General features: G+C 45.0%; 27 protein-coding genes. 24 read left to right on the top strand and 3 right to left on the bottom strand.

The window, feature by feature from the left end; all coding sequences use genetic code 11:
- Positions 1 to 102 precede the first annotated feature (102 nt).
- The gene (locus tag GF309_02990) at positions 103 to 1,164 is read left to right on the top strand and encodes a hypothetical protein (protein ID MBD3157732.1); all 1,062 of its coding nucleotides are present in this window, start codon (positions 103 to 105) and stop codon (positions 1,162 to 1,164) included.
- An 82-nt stretch (positions 1,165 to 1,246) separates the two neighbouring features.
- Here the strand turns inward: GF309_02990 and GF309_02985 are convergent, their stop codons facing one another.
- From GF309_02985 to GF309_02975, 3 genes are all read right to left on the bottom strand, one after another.
- Positions 1,247 to 1,825: a hypothetical protein gene (locus tag GF309_02985; GenBank protein ID MBD3157731.1), complete on the bottom strand. Its 579-nt coding sequence runs from the start codon at positions 1,823 to 1,825 to the stop codon at positions 1,247 to 1,249.
- Between the two features lie 152 nt (positions 1,826 to 1,977).
- Positions 1,978 to 2,799, bottom strand: a complete 822-nt coding sequence (locus tag GF309_02980) for an alpha/beta fold hydrolase (GenBank protein ID MBD3157730.1) — start codon at positions 2,797 to 2,799, stop codon at positions 1,978 to 1,980.
- 67 nt (positions 2,800 to 2,866) lie between these two features.
- Positions 2,867 to 3,088, bottom strand: coding sequence for a 4Fe-4S dicluster domain-containing protein (locus GF309_02975; protein ID MBD3157729.1), 222 nt, complete (start codon positions 3,086 to 3,088; stop codon positions 2,867 to 2,869).
- A gap of 290 nt (positions 3,089 to 3,378) precedes the next feature.
- Between GF309_02975 and GF309_02970 the strand changes: the two genes are divergently transcribed.
- From GF309_02970 to GF309_02860, 23 genes are all read left to right on the top strand, one after another.
- The gene (locus GF309_02970; protein ID MBD3157728.1) at positions 3,379 to 4,089 is read left to right on the top strand and encodes a hypothetical protein; all 711 of its coding nucleotides are present in this window, start codon (positions 3,379 to 3,381) and stop codon (positions 4,087 to 4,089) included.
- Between the two features lie 51 nt (positions 4,090 to 4,140).
- Positions 4,141 to 4,530 (top strand): hypothetical protein, encoded by a 390-nt coding sequence (locus GF309_02965; protein MBD3157727.1) that lies wholly within the window; start codon positions 4,141 to 4,143, stop codon positions 4,528 to 4,530.
- A gap of 284 nt (positions 4,531 to 4,814) precedes the next feature.
- Positions 4,815 to 5,279: a 50S ribosomal protein L22 gene (locus tag GF309_02960; GenBank protein ID MBD3157726.1), complete on the top strand. Its 465-nt coding sequence runs from the start codon at positions 4,815 to 4,817 to the stop codon at positions 5,277 to 5,279.
- 1 nt (position 5,280) lies between these two features.
- Positions 5,281 to 6,207, top strand: a complete 927-nt coding sequence (locus tag GF309_02955; GenBank protein ID MBD3157725.1) for a 30S ribosomal protein S3 — start codon at positions 5,281 to 5,283, stop codon at positions 6,205 to 6,207.
- Between the two features lie 3 nt (positions 6,208 to 6,210).
- Positions 6,211 to 6,423, top strand: a complete 213-nt coding sequence (rpmC, locus tag GF309_02950) for a 50S ribosomal protein L29 (GenBank protein MBD3157724.1) — start codon at positions 6,211 to 6,213, stop codon at positions 6,421 to 6,423.
- Positions 6,420 to 6,704 (top strand): ribonuclease P protein subunit, encoded by a 285-nt coding sequence (locus GF309_02945; GenBank protein MBD3157723.1) that lies wholly within the window; start codon positions 6,420 to 6,422, stop codon positions 6,702 to 6,704. Before rpmC ends, GF309_02945 begins: the two co-directional genes overlap by 4 nt.
- Positions 6,705 to 6,706: 2 nt before the next feature.
- Positions 6,707 to 7,072 carry a 30S ribosomal protein S17 gene (locus GF309_02940; GenBank protein MBD3157722.1) on the top strand — a complete coding sequence of 122 codons (366 nt, stop codon included), beginning with the start codon at positions 6,707 to 6,709 and terminating at the stop codon, positions 7,070 to 7,072.
- A gap of 3 nt (positions 7,073 to 7,075) precedes the next feature.
- The gene (locus tag GF309_02935) at positions 7,076 to 7,498 is read left to right on the top strand and encodes a 50S ribosomal protein L14 (GenBank protein MBD3157721.1); all 423 of its coding nucleotides are present in this window, start codon (positions 7,076 to 7,078) and stop codon (positions 7,496 to 7,498) included.
- A gap of 5 nt (positions 7,499 to 7,503) precedes the next feature.
- Positions 7,504 to 7,893, top strand: a complete 390-nt coding sequence (locus GF309_02930; GenBank protein MBD3157720.1) for a 50S ribosomal protein L24 — start codon at positions 7,504 to 7,506, stop codon at positions 7,891 to 7,893.
- A 2-nt stretch (positions 7,894 to 7,895) separates the two neighbouring features.
- Positions 7,896 to 8,642 (top strand): 30S ribosomal protein S4e, encoded by a 747-nt coding sequence (locus GF309_02925; protein MBD3157719.1) that lies wholly within the window; start codon positions 7,896 to 7,898, stop codon positions 8,640 to 8,642.
- Positions 8,639 to 9,214: a 50S ribosomal protein L5 gene (locus GF309_02920; protein ID MBD3157718.1), complete on the top strand. Its 576-nt coding sequence runs from the start codon at positions 8,639 to 8,641 to the stop codon at positions 9,212 to 9,214. The genes GF309_02925 and GF309_02920 overlap by 4 nt, the downstream gene beginning before the upstream one ends.
- An 11-nt stretch (positions 9,215 to 9,225) precedes the next feature.
- Positions 9,226 to 9,390, top strand: coding sequence for a 30S ribosomal protein S14 (locus GF309_02915; protein ID MBD3157717.1), 165 nt, complete (start codon positions 9,226 to 9,228; stop codon positions 9,388 to 9,390).
- A gap of 16 nt (positions 9,391 to 9,406) precedes the next feature.
- Complete coding sequence (locus GF309_02910; GenBank protein ID MBD3157716.1) at positions 9,407 to 9,799, top strand: 30S ribosomal protein S8; 393 nt, start codon at positions 9,407 to 9,409, stop codon at positions 9,797 to 9,799.
- Between the two features lie 13 nt (positions 9,800 to 9,812).
- Positions 9,813 to 10,376 carry a 50S ribosomal protein L6 gene (locus GF309_02905; protein MBD3157715.1) on the top strand — a complete coding sequence of 188 codons (564 nt, stop codon included), beginning with the start codon at positions 9,813 to 9,815 and terminating at the stop codon, positions 10,374 to 10,376.
- A 13-nt stretch (positions 10,377 to 10,389) separates the two neighbouring features.
- Positions 10,390 to 11,349, top strand: coding sequence for a 50S ribosomal protein L32e (locus tag GF309_02900; GenBank protein MBD3157714.1), 960 nt, complete (start codon positions 10,390 to 10,392; stop codon positions 11,347 to 11,349).
- A gap of 1 nt (position 11,350) precedes the next feature.
- Complete coding sequence (locus GF309_02895; GenBank protein ID MBD3157713.1) at positions 11,351 to 11,803, top strand: 50S ribosomal protein L19e; 453 nt, start codon at positions 11,351 to 11,353, stop codon at positions 11,801 to 11,803.
- Complete coding sequence (locus tag GF309_02890; protein ID MBD3157712.1) at positions 11,803 to 12,549, top strand: 50S ribosomal protein L18; 747 nt, start codon at positions 11,803 to 11,805, stop codon at positions 12,547 to 12,549. The genes GF309_02895 and GF309_02890 overlap by 1 nt, the downstream gene beginning before the upstream one ends.
- 14 nt (positions 12,550 to 12,563) lie before the next feature.
- The gene (locus GF309_02885; GenBank protein ID MBD3157711.1) at positions 12,564 to 13,217 is read left to right on the top strand and encodes a 30S ribosomal protein S5; all 654 of its coding nucleotides are present in this window, start codon (positions 12,564 to 12,566) and stop codon (positions 13,215 to 13,217) included.
- A 14-nt stretch (positions 13,218 to 13,231) separates the two neighbouring features.
- The gene (locus GF309_02880) at positions 13,232 to 13,696 is read left to right on the top strand and encodes a 50S ribosomal protein L30 (protein ID MBD3157710.1); all 465 of its coding nucleotides are present in this window, start codon (positions 13,232 to 13,234) and stop codon (positions 13,694 to 13,696) included.
- A 23-nt stretch (positions 13,697 to 13,719) separates the two neighbouring features.
- Positions 13,720 to 14,262, top strand: a complete 543-nt coding sequence (locus GF309_02875) for an Hsp20 family protein (protein ID MBD3157709.1) — start codon at positions 13,720 to 13,722, stop codon at positions 14,260 to 14,262.
- A gap of 13 nt (positions 14,263 to 14,275) precedes the next feature.
- Positions 14,276 to 14,725 carry a 50S ribosomal protein L15 gene (locus GF309_02870; protein ID MBD3157708.1) on the top strand — a complete coding sequence of 150 codons (450 nt, stop codon included), beginning with the start codon at positions 14,276 to 14,278 and terminating at the stop codon, positions 14,723 to 14,725.
- Positions 14,726 to 15,096: 371 nt separating this feature from the next.
- Positions 15,097 to 16,593: a preprotein translocase subunit SecY gene (gene secY / locus GF309_02865; protein ID MBD3157707.1), complete on the top strand. Its 1,497-nt coding sequence runs from the start codon at positions 15,097 to 15,099 to the stop codon at positions 16,591 to 16,593.
- 171 nt (positions 16,594 to 16,764) lie between these two features.
- Positions 16,765 to 17,355 (top strand): adenylate kinase, encoded by a 591-nt coding sequence (locus GF309_02860; GenBank protein MBD3157706.1) that lies wholly within the window; start codon positions 16,765 to 16,767, stop codon positions 17,353 to 17,355.
- The last annotated feature ends 2 nt before the right edge of the window (positions 17,356 to 17,357 follow it).

The following is a 17,357-nucleotide window of genomic DNA, read 5'->3' as shown; positions in this document are numbered from 1 at the left end:
GTTTTCCTTCGAGACTGAGTAAATCATTCATTAATGTAGTAATAAAGGGGAAAAGAAGAAAAGAAAGGGCGTTTATTATACAAGAAATGGAGCGGAAAGAGATTGAATGAGGAGGAAGCTGACATTCGGAGTCATACACCTGAAGACGGATCCATAGATCAGGGTTCAGTAACTTTCACAGTAGAAGAACCGGATAGTGGAAGATTGATTGTGTACCTCATTATCGCCCTAATGATGAGCTTAGGCTACATTCTAGTATTAGTCGATTATGTGGATACACTGATACTGCCTGAGTGGGCTACGTTTTCATTCCATGTAGATGAACAGATTTTCGGTTTGATTGTTCCCAATATCTTGGTGATTCTCATAGCACCTGTAGTATGGAACAAGGTTTCTGGTTTTCTCCTTGGCTTCCGTCGCTTTTCTGACCATTATTTGGAGGCAGAAACGAACCCCACAGATCTAAATGACATTTGGAAGATATTCAAGACGAAGATTCTCTCCGGAATCTCCGCCAATATTGGTCTCACTTTCATTGCTGCATTTGGTCTCAACTACGTGCTTCCTCCCGAATTGTCCGGCAATGATGCCCTTTTCCTCTCAATGATGGTCATGCAATTGATTCCACTCATCATATCCGGGCTTGTTCCCTTCAATTGGGTTCTGAATGACGCTCTCATTAGATACACGGATGAAAACGGTCTCATTCACGATGTTGGAGAAGACATGAACAAAGGCCTTTTACGAAAACTCATAGGAATAGGTGGTCTGATTCTTGGGCTGGATGTTTGTTATCAGCTGGCATTCGAGGGTGAGGCTGGTTTTCTGACTAATTGGTATGTTACTGGAATCTACTTCGTATTCCACTTCATTCTGCTTAGTAGTGGTACAATAGTCATCATTACACTTATCTACCTGACAAGATTCCATGAGGCAAGCGTGAATGCTCTTCGAAGCAAACTATCCGAAGAGCTGCCCGTAGCAAGAACAATTGTGGATCGCAATCTACCAACCCGGTTTCAAGAGGCCGTATCCTCATTCACAGTAGAAACTTCGGCAAAAAGAAAAACGGTTTCGACGGTACTAATCATTATCTCCATAATTGTCTTGATTCTATGCGAATACTATGTCCTATTTGTAGTAGGCCCCTTTGCAATTATGTAATCTCTTGAATGTCAGTCGGCCCATACAAAAACGGAGTATGAAAAAGGAGGAATTGGAGCATCGTACTCATATACAGAAACAGCTATCGGGGTCGGTAGATTTTCTCAAGTGCCCATCGCAAAGTGTTCTTTATCTCTTCAAGTCGGCTCTTATCACCATAATTGCGTATGATAATCTCCTCGAGAATACCATCGTCAGCATGTACCTCAAAATCGAATGCCTCCTCCCATTCTAGCTCACCATCTTCAACTTTTTTCCTGTCGCTTTGTTGAAACTGACCCAAGATTCGTTCAACAAAAAATCGAGCAAATGCACCCTTCTTTATATCATAAAGGGCGTGTTCAGCTGGAAGAATATCCAACACATTGCCTTTTACTTCAATCGTGGCAAGGTCTTTGTCTCCGGCCTTATTCATCACTTCAATTGTCCGAAACTCTTCCTCTTCAGTTGCTGGTGCCGATTCCATTTCTTCAAGGGTTTCAGAGGCGGCTTCTTTGTTAGTGAATGCCGATGCAGCCGTTGCAAAGCTTCCTTTTCCTATCACAGCATCAACTGCCTTCAGGTACGATTTCAGCCGCTTAACATTTTCCTTTGCCTCAGCGAGCTGTTCTTCAAGTTCGTTTTTGAGGTCAAGAAGAGCTTGAACATCACGTTCTGCCAATATGAGCACCTGCCTAATATACAAAGGGAATAGTACTACTAATGAATATATCAGATGGAGTAATATTAGGGCATTGAGGCCGAGTAATTCGGTAATAGGGCCTATGCGTTACAATTCGAGCGCTATGTTCCCTCTGGCAGCTTTCAGTACTACTATGTGTTTCTCCATTGTTTCAAAAACCACTTGACAACACTGTGTACCGTTCTTTCATACGCAGTATTGTCAGAGAGCTCGTGATCTGCACCTTCTACCAAGATAAATTCTTTTGGCTCACCGCCTCGTTCATAGAGCTTCTTCACACCAGCCAAATCGATAGCGGTATCTTGAGCTCCGTGGATAATAAGAAGAGGAATGGGGGAAACCTTCGCTATTTCATCCATCGGATTGTGAATCTTAGCATCATCAATCATTCTCTGAAGGATTCTTTTTCGAATCTTAGGATCTTCAATTCGATTTATTTGGCTGGGATCTGTTTTGATTATATTTTCAACAGCCGGTTGAATCATTGGAGACTTAGCAAACCAGAGGGTATCGTAAACTGGTGCCCGCAGAACAACTGTATCGATTCTTTTGTCATATGCAGCTGTACAGACTGCAACTGCAGCACCATAGCTTGCGCCATACACGCCAACCCAAGAGTCACTCGCAAAGTCTGATTGCATAAGATGAGTGATTGCTACTTTTGCATCAGCTATCTCTCCAGACAGGCTAAACAATCCATCGCTCTTTCTAAACCCCCTAAAATCAAACACCAGAACTGCAAACCCTGCCTCAGCAAGCCTTGTTGCCACTCCACTGACCTGGTCAGGTCCTCCTGGAAGACCATGGAATTTGCAGACACCTGGAAACGGCCCTTTAGTGGTGGGGAGAACGAAATTGCCCCGTATAGTTTCACCCTTAGAGGTGAATTCGGTGGCAAGCACTTGTACATCGGTCATATTTGCTTCAATAACATGGTTTCTTATAACATTCATCTAAGAAATCTATGGAGCTAGTAATGTATTATGAAACAATAAGTGACGGCTTCCGATACATTTCCGGCTATTTGTCTTCAACAACCGAGATAGCAAAATCTGGACATTCCATCTCACACAATCTGCAAACAACGCAAGATTCCAAGTCCTTAACTACAGGAATAAAGAACCCTCTGCTGTCTACCTCTTCGGCTTTTTCTAAGACATCTCTAGGGCACACGGAGATACAGATATGACAGCCTTTGCATAGCTCTTCATCAATAACAATTTCCTTTGCATGCTTTGGCATCTAAGAGTTCTCCATTTGAGAGAAACTTGGTTGGAGATATAACGCTATTCATGCAATATCATAGCCTGTTTCCTACATCTTTAACAACTGTGTGAAACTTCTGTGTTTCAGCCTTTCCCCAGCCGGCATCAGAGTAGTACTTAGAGTAAATCTTGGTGTTATCTCACGCTTTCATGCATGGAGTTTCAATGATTCTGTTAGAGCTCTCTCGCAACAATAATGAAGACCATTGTCTTCCCAAGAGATAGATTGAAAGGAATAGAAGAAACTACTAGGAAGGAGACATTTCAGTGAAATCCTATTTTGTTTTCGCATGTCCCAAATGCACCAATTTCACGCTTGCACCAGTTGGACAAAAAAGAAGAAGATGCAGCTATTGCGGAAAGATAATCAACATCAGAAAGGCAGCAAAAACTGTCTTTAATGGTCATGATAGGGCTTCAGCAGCTGTAAAGGAATACAATGCTGGGGGAGATGATGAGTTTCGTGCAGCGGTTGAGAAATCACAAGAACGTGTGAAGGCACTTATGCCCGCAGAGAAGCTGACAGTAGATGATCTTGAAGCAGATGAAGAACCGCCACCAACAACGGGAAAACGCCGCCGATTACTGAATATGTTAGAAAAGGAGGCCAAAGGGAAACCATGCCCTTTAGAGCGAATTGAAAGTCTCTGTGAAGAGTACAAATTGGAATGGCCATGGGTTGAAGAACAAATCAGTAAAATGTCTAACGAGGGCACTCTCATTTTCCCGAGACCATGGTCTATTAAACTAGTAGGACGAGTTGAGGACGAAGGTAAGTCAGACAAAAGAAAAGTAGATGTCTCTAATGAGATAATGGAGCTGCTTAGAGACAAGGGTGGATCAGCAAGGATGGACGAGATTATCAAGCACTTCCTTGCCGAGGACGTTTCGGAATCATCAGTAGAATCCTCACTCGAGAAGTTAATGCGAAATGGACATATCTTCGCTCCAAGCAGAAACAAAATCAGCTTAGTCTAGAACACTCGATTGATTCAATAGGCAACTTACGGGATAGGAGAACGAAGACCAATGCCGATGGTAGAGCTCGTAGCAAAACGATTGCTCACACGGAATCCACATATAGGTCTAGGTGTAGTTGATCTCATAGTATTGCTCTGGTTGTTCACAAATCCATACGATAACAACAGACGCCAACTGAGTAGCATGAAAAACATTCTGAAGATGACAGAGACAATTCAAAGCCCGACTGGGCGCGTTAATCTTACGGATGAAGAATTAACCCAAGTAGTCTTAGGTAGTCTGAAGCGATTAAAGGAAAAACAGCTTATCTACATTCGATCAGCAGGAGTACACTACATCAGGGCCACCCTCACTCAGAAAGGCATAGATTTGGTCGAGAGCTCACTTCCTAGTGGTGTGTTGCGGCGAGTCACCGAAGAATTCGGAGATAATCCCTAGAGGTATTCTTTTCCATTAGTGGCCGATTTTAGAAATGTCTGGTTTTCGCTAATTGATAAGCTTTAAAAGTAGATTCTTGCCGCACCACCGTGTCGCTCTCGGAATACAAGTACCGAATAACCGAAGGAGCAGTGCAGGCAGCTTGTTCTGCGTGCGCGAACCGCCTGTATACGTTTGCCGGATAGGTTATTGGTGACTTGTTGAGGGCGCCATATGACTCGTCGGCTCACCGAGTTGACATGACGTGTGCCTTTTGGAGTCAAAAACACGGGAAGTGAACCGTTATGCCCAATTACGGATATAGCATAATAGGCCTAGACCCGGATAAAACAGCCGTGGCTAGTGGTCGCAACATGAGATGCTCCCCCAAGCATTGTGTGGAGATATGTAACGAAATCAGGGGAAAGATGTTACATGACGCTCTAGACCTTCTTGATAAGGTCATAGACGAAGAGGCCTGGATTCCATACAAGAAGTACAAGAAGAAGGGGGCCCACCACTCTGGAATGAAGAAATGGCACACTGGCGGACATCCGGTTAAGGCATCGAAGAAGATTCGGGAAGTCCTAGTTAATGCAGAGGCAAATGCAGATCATAAAGGTCTGGACATAGACCGCCTCAGAATCAAGCATGCAGCTACGCAAAAAGGACGGACCTACAAGAAGTATATCCAACGGGCATTTGGAAGAAGTACAGAGTACTTCGAACACACGGCACATGTCGAAATCGTACTTGAAGAGGTTGGCTAAAATGTCTGCTGTCAAACATTTCATCGAACAGAACGCGAGGAAACTCACTATTGACGAGTTTCTAAGCCGTGAGCTGAACACAGCTGGATACGGGGGTCTTGAAATCAAAGAAGGACCCATGAGAACTGATATCGTCATATACGCCTCTCGACCAGGCGTTGTGATTGGTCGAAGAGGATCAAATGTTAGAGAATTAACGTATACACTCGAAACACAGTTCATGGTTGACAACCCGCAAGTTGAGGTTAGCGAAATAGAAAACCCATGGCTCAACGCCCAAGTAATGGCCTCCAGAATTGCAAGACAAATGGAGCGCGGTGTTAGATTCAGAAGAATGGTCTACTGGATCATCAACAGGATTATGCGGGCTGGAGCCGAAGGCTGCGAGATTATTGTTAAAGGCAAGCTGTCAAGCAGGCGTGGTCGCTATCAGAAGTTCCGAAAAGGAACTATCACAAAAACAGGCGAACCCGCCAGAGCGTTCGTTGACGAAGCTGATGATACTGCGATTCTGAAACCAGGATCAATTGGAATCAAAGTTAGAATCATGAAAGCAGACGCCAAACTTCCTGGCAGAGTTCATGTAAAAGAACCAAAAGACAGAGAGAGAGAAGAACCACGTCTTCTTGCCGAACCTGAAGAAGACAAGGAAGAAAAAGAGGAAGAAGAGGCGGAAGCAGTTGAAGAGGTGCCTGAAGGCATCACTGACCTTGAAGAATTACGTGAACTTGAAGAGCTTGACGAGCTAGAGCTGGTAGAAGAAGAACCAGTTCAAGAAGCTCCAGAAGAAGAGCAACCCGAAGCTACTGAAGAAGAGAAAAAAGAAGATGAAGAACCAACAGTAGCAGAAACCGACAGTACCCTAGAAGAGCTCGAGGAGTTAGATGAGCTCGATCCATCTACTGAAGAAACTAAGGAAGAGGAGTAGCGAATGGCAAGACTTACCGCTCAAGACATCAGAAACCTCACACCTGAGGAACGTAAAAAGAGGCTAGAGGAGCTGTACGACCAGCTTTCAAGTCTTCGTACAGAAGTCGCGACAGGTGGAGGAACTGAGAATCCCTATCAGATTCGGCAAGTGAAGAAAACGATTGCGCGTATTCTTACAGTCGAACGAGAAGAAGAACTGGGGGTACCCCGATGAGAATTCAGCCCGAAAACATCGTTAGACACGAGCTGGTGGGGCTAAAGGCCCACGTAGCACAATCAACGGATCCAACCCAGATTTCAAACAAAGGACAGGTCATTAGAGAAAGCAAGAATATGTTGGAACTGAAAATAGCTTCTGGTACTGTTAAGATTCCAAAGGGTAATGCAGTATTTGATTTCTCACTTCCAGATGGGAGAGTTGTTCGAGTCGATGGAAAACTACTGGAAGGACGGCCTGAGGAACGAATGAAACAGAGGCTCAGGAGGAGATGGTAAACATGGCAAAAGGTGAAAATGCAGTCAGAAACATCGGTATTCCCGGGGTAGAACCTCCAGAGGAGGTTTGTGATGATCCGCATTGTCCATTTCATGGACACTTACCCGTAAGGGGAAGAATCATGGAAGGAGTGGTAACAAGTACGGAGATGCACAAGGCAATCACCTTCCAGATGGACTACCTATCTCTTGTCAAGAAATACTCCCGATATGAACGTCGCCGAACAAAGAAGCATGCGCACTTGCCACCTTGTATCAAAGTCAAGAAAGGAGACCAGGTGAAAGTAGTCGAATGTAGACCACTTAGCAAGAATGTTTCCTGTGTTGTTGTGTCAAGACAATCGCCAATTTCAGGAAAGGAGGAGTAAACAATGTCGAGAAAAGTTGGTAGAGGAATCAGGAGATTCATGCCGAAAATAGCTAGGGGGCTCCCCATCGGTGCACGGGTCTTGTGTGCTGATAATTCAGGAGCCAGAGAATTAGAAATCATTACTGTTTTCGGATACAAAGGCACTATCAGAAAGATTGGCAAGGCTGGCATTGGTGATTTGGTTAATGTCGGTGTTATCAAAGGAAAGCAAGAACTCAGAAAACAGGTGCTTCAAGCGGTAATCGTTCGGCAACGAAAGCCCTACAGACGGCCAGATGGATCGTGGATTCAGTTTGAAGACAATGCAGCAGTTCTTGTGAAGCCAGGTGGAGAACCACAGGGCTCAGAATTGCGAGGTCCAATGGCAAAGGAAGTTACGCTCAAATGGCCTCGAGTAGCGGCTATAGCATCCAAGATAGTGTGAGGTAGATACAATTGACGAAAGACAGTCCAAAATCACCGAGTAAGCAGCGGAAACGCATTCATCAGGGTAGTATACATTCACACAAGAATATGTTCAATGTAAGACTAGATGAATTTCTGAGAGAAGAATATGGTCTCAGATCTATGAAACTTAAGAAAGGTGATCTGGTCAAAATTATGCGAGGGCGATTCAGAGAGACAGAGGGCACTGTTGAACGGCTCGATTACAAGGAAGTAAGAGTCTATCTCGATAGTGCAAAGACTGAGAAAGCAGATGGCACCGAGATAGCTGTGCCGATCCACCCCTCAAACCTCATGCTTCTCCAACCGGAAATGGATGATGAGAGAGAAGAGCGAATAGAGAAGAGAATGATGCGAAGCATGGAGAGTGAATAGAAATGGCACGTCGCGGACAGAAAAAACACCAGAAACGTTTGCCAGCACCGAAGCATTGGCCCATTCCAAGAAAGGAGACCAAGTTTGTTGCAAGGGTTATTCCAGGGCCACATCCAAAAGAACACTGCCTTACACTAACTCTCTTACTAAGAGAAGTTCTTGGATACGCCGAGAATATGCGTGAAGTAAAGGCAATACTTTCTAGTGAGCAGTTGAAAGTTGATGGAATCATACGTAAAGATCCAAGATTCCCTGTTGGTCTTATGGATGTAATCCATATAGAGTCTTCAGATGAAAGATTCCGTCTTTTGCCTCATGTAAAAGGTGGATTTGAACTTCACCCCATTGATGATGAGGAAGCAAAAATCAAACTTTGCCGAATTGAGAAGAAGCAGATGGTTCCCGGAGGGAAAGTTCAGCTTACGCTTCATGATGGAAAGAACATATTGCTTCCTGAAGGCGAGGACCAGTCAAGTTACTCTCCCTATGATACGCTCAAAATCACAGTGCCTGAGCAGGACATACTGAAGGTCATTCCGCTCAAGGACGGGGTAGATGCACTGGTTACACGTGGAAAGAACGTCGGTATGGAAGGAACCATCATAAAAATTCAGAAACAACTCGGTACTCATGCGAGTACTGTAACAATTCAAGATAGACAGGGCGACAGGTTTGAGACTGCCCTAGATTACATATTTGCTTTGGGAGAAGACAAGCCCGAAATTAGCTTAGGGGGCAATTCTAAATGAGTATACCAAATGAAGAACTGTACGTCCAAGATTGGCAAGCATATCCAATGAGACAGCCGAAGATAGCGAAAGTAGTTGTCGATATGTGCACCAGTGGCGGAGATGAGCTAGACAAAGCGGAGACTATTCTTGAGAAGCTTACCCACCAAGAACCCGTATACTCCAGAGCAAAACAGACGGTTCGTGAGTTTGGTATTCGTCGTAGAGAGCCCATAGCGGTAAGAGTTACGCTTCGACACGAAAAAGCAGAGAACTTCTTGGAAAGAGCCCTTGAAGCGAAAGAAAACACTCTCCTAATCAAAAATTGGGATCAGAGCGGCAATTTCGCATTTGGAATAGATGAGCATATCAACATTCCAGGTATCGAATACGATCCAGACCTTGGCATACAGGGCATGAATATTACTGTGTGTGTAGAGAGGCCTGGTTTCAGGATAAAGCGAAGGAGAAAACGGAAAAAGAAGATACCATACCGCCATAGAATTACACCAGAAGAAAGTATGGTATTCATCAAGGAAAAGTTTGGCGTTGAGATTCTTGAGAAGGAAAGGGAGCGAACATATCTCTTCTGAGGTGACAGATAATGACGAACAATGATGAAAATGAGACGAAACCGAGAGGCAAAGGAAATAGAACTTGTATGCGCTGTGGTACACATCAGGGCATTATTCGTCGATATAATCTGAATCTTTGCCGACGTTGCTTCAGGGAGGTAGCGGAGAAACTCGGATTCCGTAAATACAGCTAAGGAGGCAAGAAGGAAGATGACATTATTAGATCCATTGGCTGATGCGATGTCAACCATCTATAACTCGGAATTAGTCGGAAAACCAGAAATATCCATCGCTCCAGCATCTAGTCTGATTGAGCGAGTACTTCGAGTCATGCAAATGACTGGATACATCGGAGAATTCGAAAGAATTGATGATGGAAAAGCAGGTAGATTTAGAGTTCAACTGATGGGCCGGACGAACAAGTGCGGTGTAGTCAAACCGAGATTTCCAGTCAAACATGATGGTTATGAGAAGTTTGAGAAAGAATACTTGCCCGCCTATGACTACGGTGTTCTCATAATAACTACCCCACAAGGGGTCATGACACATCGAGAAGCCAAGAAACGTGGAATTGGTGGAAGATTACTGGCTTATGTATATTGAAGGAGGTTCAAAAATGTCCACAGAAGCAGCATACGAACAAAGAATAGAGATTCCTGATGAAGTAGACGTTACAATCGAGGAAAAGACAATCAAAGTTGCAGGAGAGCTTGGTGACTTAGAAAGAAGCTTTCCGGAACCTCTGGTAGATTTCTCTATAGAAGAAAACGAGCTAGTAGCTACAACCCCTATTTCTCGTAAGAATACAAGGGCATTGGTGGGAACCGTCATTGCGCACACTCGCAACATGATGATAGGTGTGACAAAAGGTTACACCTACGAGATGAAAATCGTCTACAGCCACTTTCCAATAACTGTGGAACGTGATGGAGACGTGGTGCTCATCAAGAATTTCATTGGAGAGCAAGGACCACGTCGAGCAAGAGTAATGGGAGACGTGGAAATCGAAACCACAGATGATGACGTTATCATTAGTGGAATAGACATCGAAGCCGTTTCTCAAACAGCAGCCAATATTCAGCAATCACTGAAGATCAGAGACAAAGACAGGCGAATCTTCCTTGATGGCGTCTATGTTATCAGGAAGAGGAAAGGCGACGAAATCGAATCAATAGTCTAAAGGAGACAGAGAAATGTCAGGAAGTTCCAAAGAAAAACCCACTCTCAAGGATTTGGATGGCGTAGGACCTACGCTACAGGAGAGATTGAAAGAGAGTGGATATTCGTCACTCAAGAAACTTGCAAAAGCTCAACCTGAAAAAGTTGCGGAAGTAAAAGGTATCAGCGAGAGCAAAGCTGAGGACCTTATTGCACAAGCGAAGAAGCTTGTACCTAAGCCAAAAAAGAAGAAAAAGAAAGCAAAGAAGAAAGAACCGTCGTTGAGTGACATATCAGGTGTGGGGCCTACTCTTGAAGAGAGACTGATTGATGCAGGATACAAGAATCTCAATGACTTGGCACGGGCAGAAGCTGAAGAAGTTGCTACCAAGGTTGATGGAATAAGCGAAAGCAGAGCAGAGGAAATGATTTCAGCGGCGGAGGATATGCTTCCCGAGAAGGCAAAGAAAAAGAAGAAGGCAAAGAAGCCAACTCCTCCCAAGGAGGCAGCGGCTCCAGAAGAACCGGGTCCTGAAATGGATACTGAACCAGAAGTTGATGAACGGATTTGGAGAATAGCGAAGAAAAAGAAGCAACGAAAACCCAAATTCAGACACAATCAAGCTCATCGATGGAAGAGAGTAGATGATTCCTGGAGGCGAGTACGCGGAATCGATAGTGATATCCGTGAAAAGAAGAAAGGGCACATAAAGATGCCATCTGCTGGCTTTCGTACACCTAAGGAAGTACGAGGGCTTCATCCTTCAGGATACGAAGAGGTGCTTGTTCATCGTCCTGCAGACCTAGAAGGACTGGATCCCACAAAACAAGCTGTCCGGATTGGCGGTACTGTCGGAGAGAGGAAGCGTCAGAATATCATTCAGAAAGCTGATGCAATGATGCTTAGAGTTCTCAACCCGGGTGTAGAGGAAGCTATCATCGAAGAAGAACTATTCGAGGAGCTCGAAGGCTTAGAAGATATCGAGGTGGAATGAAATGAAGCTTACTGCACAGAAAAGACTAGCTGCAGAAGTGATGGGTGTAGGCAAATCCCGTGTTTGGATTGACCCAGAATGGGTAGATGAAGTAAGCCTGGCCATCACAAAGAATGACATCCGAAGACTCATTGATGAAGGTATCATCCAGAAGAAAGCAAAGAAGGGTGTCAGCAGAGGCCGAGCACGACATAAGGCAGCTCAGAAGCGGAAAGGACAACGAAAAGGACCAGGCCGCAAGAAAGGCAAGGCCACCGCAAAGCTGTCAAAGAAGGACCGCTGGATTAGAAAAATCCGGCCAATTAGGAAGGAACTTCGACGTATGCGTGATGAAGGTGAAATCACATCTTCGGTCTACAGAACCCTCTACAGAAAAGCCAAGGGGAACACATTCAGAAACGTTGCACACCTGAGAACATACATTTCAGAAAGAAACTTGGAGACTGAAGAATAATGGCACGTGGATCTACGTACAAAGTCAAATTCAGACGTCGTCGAGAAGGCCGCACTGATTACTATCGCAGGCGCAGGCTTCTGTTGTCTGGAAAACCACGTTTGGTTGTCAGAAAAACCAATACACGAACTATTGCACAATTCATCATTGCAAAGCGCTCTGGTGATCGGACGATAGCAGCAGCGGTCTCCAGCGAGCTATATGCATATGGCTGGGATATGGGGATGGGAAATATGCCCGCAGCATATCTTACGGGTCTTCTCGCAGCAAAGAGAGCAAAAGAAAAAGGAATCGAAGAAGCTGTATTGGATATAGGATTGAATCCCCCAGTTGCGGGGTCTTCAGTCTTTGCTGTTCTGAAAGGAGCACTTGATGGCGGGATTGATGTCCCCCATAATCCAGAAGTGTTACCAGACGACTCAAGAATACAAGGCGAACATATTGCAGCTGCCTATGAGCATTTCAATGAAAGTGATGAGGAGAATCATATGTTCGATCGTCTCGAGCGCATGGGTGTTGATGTATCAAAGGCTCCTGAGCAGTTTGAGAAAGCCAAAGAGACAATCATTGAAAGCTCGGTTGAAGAACTCGAACAGATGAAAGAAAAGGCAAAAGACAGACGGCCTATTCAAAAGAAGCATGAGCCCAAAGAACGTGAAGAGCCAGAAGAGCACCCACCACGGGCGAAGCCTATCAAGCACCGAAGAAGACTGGTCCAAAGCCATGACAAGAAGCGTAAGAAATAGAGGATTGATGAAGAATGAGTAGAAATAGAGATTCACTAGAAGACTGGGTCCCGAAGACCAGACTTGGTCGTCTTGTCAAGGAAGGACACATCAATAGTCTTGAAGAAATAGTTGAGAACAACTACACTATACGTGAACCAGAAATTGGTGATATGCTGTTTCCCGATTTAAGACAGGAAATTGTAGATGTAACTGTTGTGCGCAGACAGTCAGACAGCGGCCAACAGCGGAGCTTCAGAATCAGTGTTGTTGTTGGTAACGGGGAAGGAATTATCGGAATAGGTACTGGAAAGGCTGGAGAGTTTGTTCCGGCCATTCGAGCGGCTGAGGCAAGAGCCAAACTTAACCTGACTCTCTTCAGGAGAGGCTGTGGATCGTGGGAATGTCGCTGCGATGATCCGCATAGCATTCCATTCGAAGTCACAGGAAAATCGGGTTCAGTCCGTGTGACTCTTAAACCAGCTCCAAAAGGAACAGGACTTGTCACCGCAGATGTGGGAAAAACTGTTCTTAGTATAGCTGGTGTTGAAGATGTCTGGTCGGAGCGTCGAGGAAGATCAAGGATTTCTGGCAACTTCGCCAAAGCATTTGTTGACGCACTGCAGCAAACCTACAAGATGCTTCCACCCCAAGAGTGGGCCAGACGAACAGGGGTTGTTACAGAATGAGTAACGAAGGACAAATGTTGCTGGTTATCCGAACACGTGGTAACGTAAGAGTTAGACCTCAAATTGAGGATACTCTGAAGAAGCTACGACTAGGAAGAAATCATAGCGCCATAGTCATACAGAACACTCAGTCTATGAGAGGCATGATCAATAGAGTGAAGGATTATGTCACGTGGGGTGAAATAGACTCAGACATAGCTGAGATGCTTGTTAGGAAACGTGGTCGCCTTTCTGGAAACAGAAGACTAAGCGATGAGTACGTCAAAGAGCATTCTGAGTACAAGTCTATGAAGGAATTTTCGAAGTCACTCGCAGCAGGTGAGGCCAAACTGTCAGACGTTGAAGGTCTGAAGCCATTATTCAGACTAAGTCCACCAAGTGGAGGATATCGCGGAAAAATAAGTGACCCAATCAAGAAAGGGGGAGTACTCGGATACCGCGGTCCTGACATTAATAACCTTGCCAAGAGAATGATATAGTGAAGCAAAAGAGGTGAAAAATCATGTCTTGGTATTATGATGACGATGATGAGGATCCACGCAAGGAATTACGTAAGTGGTTTGGTGAGTTCCTTCCGGAAGGGTTCTTTGCAGATATTGATAAGATGATGGAGCGGATGATGAGACAGATGAGGAAGGAGGGTATGCTAGACAGAAAATCACTCAACGAATTCATGAAACAGCAAGGAAGAACCAATCCATTTGTCTTTGGATTCTCAATGAGTGTTGGTCCCGATGGGCAACCGGTCATCAAGAGATTCGGTAACACTGATTTCCAGGAAAAAGGAAGTCCTAGAGCCGGTCAATACGAGCCGCTAGTGGATGTTATTGAGGAAGATAATGAGATTATCGTCGTGGCAGAATTGCCAGGTGTAGACAAGGACGATATTAACGTCCGTGTTAAGGGACAGCAGCTCACAATACGTGTTGATAATCCGGCAAAACCTTATCACAAAGAAATTGAGTTGCCGGGCAAAGTCAAGAAGGAAGATGCGAGCTCTTCTATCAGAAATGGCGTCCTAGAAATTCGATTGAAGAAAGCATAGAGGAGATAAAAGAATGGCTAATCGAAAGAAGAAGAAAATCAACAAAACCCGTGGTCGACGAGGTTCAGGATACGGATTCACGAAGGGTCATAGGAAATCAGGTCAACGTGGCGGTAAGGGTGCAGCAGGATCCGAGAAGCACCACTATCAGAAGGTAATAGCTGAAGATCCCAACTATTTTGGAAAGCATGGTTTCACAAGACCACAGCGGGTTATTGAAGACATCAGTGTGCTTAACATACGAGATATCGATATGCGCGCAGATCAGCTGGTTGAACAAGGTCTTGCTGAGAAGAACGGCGAAAGATATGAAATTGATGTTTCTGAAATGGGAATAGACAAGGTCCTCGGCGCAGGCAGAGTTACACGAAAACTAGATCTCCGAGGTGTTGAGGACATTTCAGATAGTGCCAAGAGGAAAATCACCGAGGAAGGCGGTACAATCGATCTAATAGAGGATTGAACCTCCTCACCTCGTTTCTTTTCTGAGTATATCTCCCTTTTTCCGCAGATAGAAGACGAATCGCTCTGTGAAATGGAATTCTCGTAGAACAATACATACCGGAGCAGGGAGTTTTCTGTCCCGATCAGGCTTGTGATGCATTATGAATTCCACTCTATAGACCGTTAATCGACTGAGTTCGTCTCTGTGGATTGCTCTAATTCTTTGATATAGCAGCTAGCAAGGCCACCTAAATCTAACATGCCTTTTGCTTAATGTATCAATCATGCTATTTTTTTGGATTTCTTAGAATAAACTATGCCTTCATCCATCAATATGTTTAAAGGCACAATCAAGGTGGACCCACAATAACCTGCAGGAGGAATCCTATTGTGACGTCTACGTTCCTTAGACTGCTTTCGCCTTTCGTGCGAATCATGCCGCAGGTGAAGGCACCAGATCGAGAAGTGTCGTTTAGAGAAAAAGCGATATGGACTCTCTTGGTGCTCATAGTTTTTCTCGTAATGTCTCACATGCCGTTATACGGAGTTGATCCGCAAACCGGTACGGATTATCTATGGGCAATGAGAGTTATCCTAGCTAGCTCACGCGGTACGCTTATGGAACTGGGTATAGGACCCATAGTCACTGCAGGACTTGTTATGCAACTCCTATCAGGGTCGAAAATCATCGATGTTGATTACGGTAATCCGGAGGAACGAGCACTCTTCACGGGCGGACAGAAAGTACTGGCCATGTTCATGACAGCATTCCAAGCCCTCGCTTACATCTTCGGTGGCGCATATGGAGAACTGTCCCCAAACAACCAAGTTTTCGTGTTCATGCAGCTCTTCATCGCGGGTATTGTTGTCATTCTTATGGACGAACTTGTACAGAAGGGTTGGGGACTTGGTTCAGGTGTCTCATTGTTCATCATGACCAATGTCGCGGGACAAGTCATCTTCAACATGTTCAACATTACCGAATTTGAAACGACTGTACCTGAAGGCAATCCGACCAATCTGCCAAAGGGAATCATAGCTGCGCTCGTCTCCAATCTCCTCCGATGGATTGGGATTGGAACGGAGCAAGGTCGAGTGGTTGGATTGGGCTGGTTCCTTGTTCGTGATGGCTTCAATCCGAGCATCATGTCACTAGCTGTGACCTTTGGAATCTTCTTTGTCGTCATTTGGCTGGAGTCTGTTCGTGTAGAAATACCCCTTCAATATGCAAAGTATCGAGGAATGAAAGCGAGGTATCCCATCAAACTGCTTTATACCTCGAATATCCCGGTAATCCTGTCACAGGCCCTGTATGCAAACATACTGTTCTTTGGACAAATCATATTCACCAACTTCAACAGTGAAGGAAACAATCCATTCCTCAACCTCATAGGGACCTTTAAACAGGATCCGAATAGCACGCGGCTGATAGCAGATGGAGGCTTGGCCAAATACATAACGCCGCCGCAGGGGCTATTCAGTATCATAAATGAAGGGTTCGATGGTATTCTGCACATCATCGTATATGCCGTTCTTATGGTGTTGCTTTGTTGGGGTTTCAGCACTATATGGGTCGAAATTTCAGGAATCGCACCACGGGATGTGTCTCGCCAGCTTCTGAATTCTGGATATATTGTTCCGGGCTTTAGAAGAAGCGAGAAAGTCCTTGAGCGATTATTGCAGAGGTATATTCCGGTAGTAGCTGGACTTGGTGGAGTCATCATCGGTTGCCTAGCAGCCGCTGCAGATGTTCTAGGAGCGCTAGCCAGCGGAACTGGAATTCTGCTTATGGTATCCATCATCAAGCAATACTACGAGCAAATTGCCAAGGAGCAACTCTCCGCCATGGGCGGTGAAGGCGTCGAGGGCTTACTTGGTATTCTCTAGCCATACTACTGTGCGAAATCTGATCTGGAGGGGGCCACCCCTCCAGTGAAAAGAATACCAAAAATACTCTATAGACAAAAGACAGCCATGATTCGATTCATGTACGAGGGAAGGAACTATTAAAAGCCTGATAGCTGATGAGCCAATACGATACGACAGGTGACCAATAACATGAGCGATGCAAGAAATGTCGTAATAGCAACTGGAATTCCAGGCGTTGGTAAGACCACAGTCATTGATGGCGCTGTTGAAGCCGTTGATGAAGAACATGGTGAAGAAGTCAATGTTATCAATTTCGGTACAGAGATGTTTGAGGTGGCTTCAGAACGAGGTCTTGTAACCGACCGAGATGAAATGCGAAAACTACCTACTACTAAACAACGAGAGATTCAACGACTCGCAGGAGAGTCCATTGCAAAGAAAGCAGAAGCGTCGCGAGTTATTGTTGACACTCACACCCTGATAGAGACGCCCAATGGATTCCTAATTGGTCTTCCGGAATGGGTCGTCAAGGCTATTATGCCAAAGACCATCGTGTTGGTTGAAGCAGAACCTGAAAATATCGCCAGCAGGCGTGCCCAAGACGAGACCCGTAACCGAGACGTGCAGCTGGCCACCGAGATTAGAACCCACCAAGAGATGTGCAGAGCCGCAGCAGCAGCGGCAGGTACCTTAACTGGTGCAACTGTAAGAATCATCAAGAATCGGCAAGGCAAAGCAGAGGTAGCAGCTGCGAAGCTTGCAGAAACAGTAATGGAGTAACC

It is taken from the genome of Candidatus Lokiarchaeota archaeon (genome assembly GCA_014730275.1).
In the GTDB taxonomy this organism is placed as follows: Archaea; Asgardarchaeota; Thorarchaeia; order Thorarchaeales; family Thorarchaeaceae; genus WJIL01.
The sequence above is the reverse complement of the archived record's forward strand: the minus strand, read 5'-3'. Positions and strand labels throughout refer to the sequence as shown.

What these genes read in the sequence shown, in the direction of transcription:
- GF309_02980 (MBD3157730.1), bottom strand. Translation starts at nt 2,799, where the DNA reads ATGAATGTTATAAGAAACCATGTTATTGAAGCAAATATGACCGATGTA.
- GF309_02975 (MBD3157729.1), bottom strand. Translation starts at nt 3,088, where the DNA reads ATGCCAAAGCATGCAAAGGAAATTGTTATTGATGAAGAGCTATGCAAA.
- GF309_02965 (MBD3157727.1), top strand. Translation starts at nt 4,141, where the DNA reads ATGCCGATGGTAGAGCTCGTAGCAAAACGATTGCTCACACGGAATCCA.
- GF309_02960 (MBD3157726.1), top strand. Translation starts at nt 4,815, where the DNA reads ATGCCCAATTACGGATATAGCATAATAGGCCTAGACCCGGATAAAACA.
- GF309_02955 (MBD3157725.1), top strand. Translation starts at nt 5,281, where the DNA reads ATGTCTGCTGTCAAACATTTCATCGAACAGAACGCGAGGAAACTCACT.
- rpmC (MBD3157724.1), top strand. Translation starts at nt 6,211, where the DNA reads ATGGCAAGACTTACCGCTCAAGACATCAGAAACCTCACACCTGAGGAA.
- GF309_02945 (MBD3157723.1), top strand. Translation starts at nt 6,420, where the DNA reads ATGAGAATTCAGCCCGAAAACATCGTTAGACACGAGCTGGTGGGGCTA.
- GF309_02940 (MBD3157722.1), top strand. Translation starts at nt 6,707, where the DNA reads ATGGCAAAAGGTGAAAATGCAGTCAGAAACATCGGTATTCCCGGGGTA.
- GF309_02935 (MBD3157721.1), top strand. Translation starts at nt 7,076, where the DNA reads ATGTCGAGAAAAGTTGGTAGAGGAATCAGGAGATTCATGCCGAAAATA.
- GF309_02925 (MBD3157719.1), top strand. Translation starts at nt 7,896, where the DNA reads ATGGCACGTCGCGGACAGAAAAAACACCAGAAACGTTTGCCAGCACCG.
- GF309_02920 (MBD3157718.1), top strand. Translation starts at nt 8,639, where the DNA reads ATGAGTATACCAAATGAAGAACTGTACGTCCAAGATTGGCAAGCATAT.
- GF309_02915 (MBD3157717.1), top strand. Translation starts at nt 9,226, where the DNA reads ATGACGAACAATGATGAAAATGAGACGAAACCGAGAGGCAAAGGAAAT.
- GF309_02910 (MBD3157716.1), top strand. Translation starts at nt 9,407, where the DNA reads ATGACATTATTAGATCCATTGGCTGATGCGATGTCAACCATCTATAAC.
- GF309_02905 (MBD3157715.1), top strand. Translation starts at nt 9,813, where the DNA reads ATGTCCACAGAAGCAGCATACGAACAAAGAATAGAGATTCCTGATGAA.
- GF309_02900 (MBD3157714.1), top strand. Translation starts at nt 10,390, where the DNA reads ATGTCAGGAAGTTCCAAAGAAAAACCCACTCTCAAGGATTTGGATGGC.
- GF309_02895 (MBD3157713.1), top strand. Translation starts at nt 11,351, where the DNA reads ATGAAGCTTACTGCACAGAAAAGACTAGCTGCAGAAGTGATGGGTGTA.
- GF309_02890 (MBD3157712.1), top strand. Translation starts at nt 11,803, where the DNA reads ATGGCACGTGGATCTACGTACAAAGTCAAATTCAGACGTCGTCGAGAA.
- GF309_02885 (MBD3157711.1), top strand. Translation starts at nt 12,564, where the DNA reads ATGAGTAGAAATAGAGATTCACTAGAAGACTGGGTCCCGAAGACCAGA.
- GF309_02880 (MBD3157710.1), top strand. Translation starts at nt 13,232, where the DNA reads ATGTTGCTGGTTATCCGAACACGTGGTAACGTAAGAGTTAGACCTCAA.
- GF309_02875 (MBD3157709.1), top strand. Translation starts at nt 13,720, where the DNA reads ATGTCTTGGTATTATGATGACGATGATGAGGATCCACGCAAGGAATTA.
- GF309_02870 (MBD3157708.1), top strand. Translation starts at nt 14,276, where the DNA reads ATGGCTAATCGAAAGAAGAAGAAAATCAACAAAACCCGTGGTCGACGA.
- GF309_02860 (MBD3157706.1), top strand. Translation starts at nt 16,765, where the DNA reads ATGAGCGATGCAAGAAATGTCGTAATAGCAACTGGAATTCCAGGCGTT.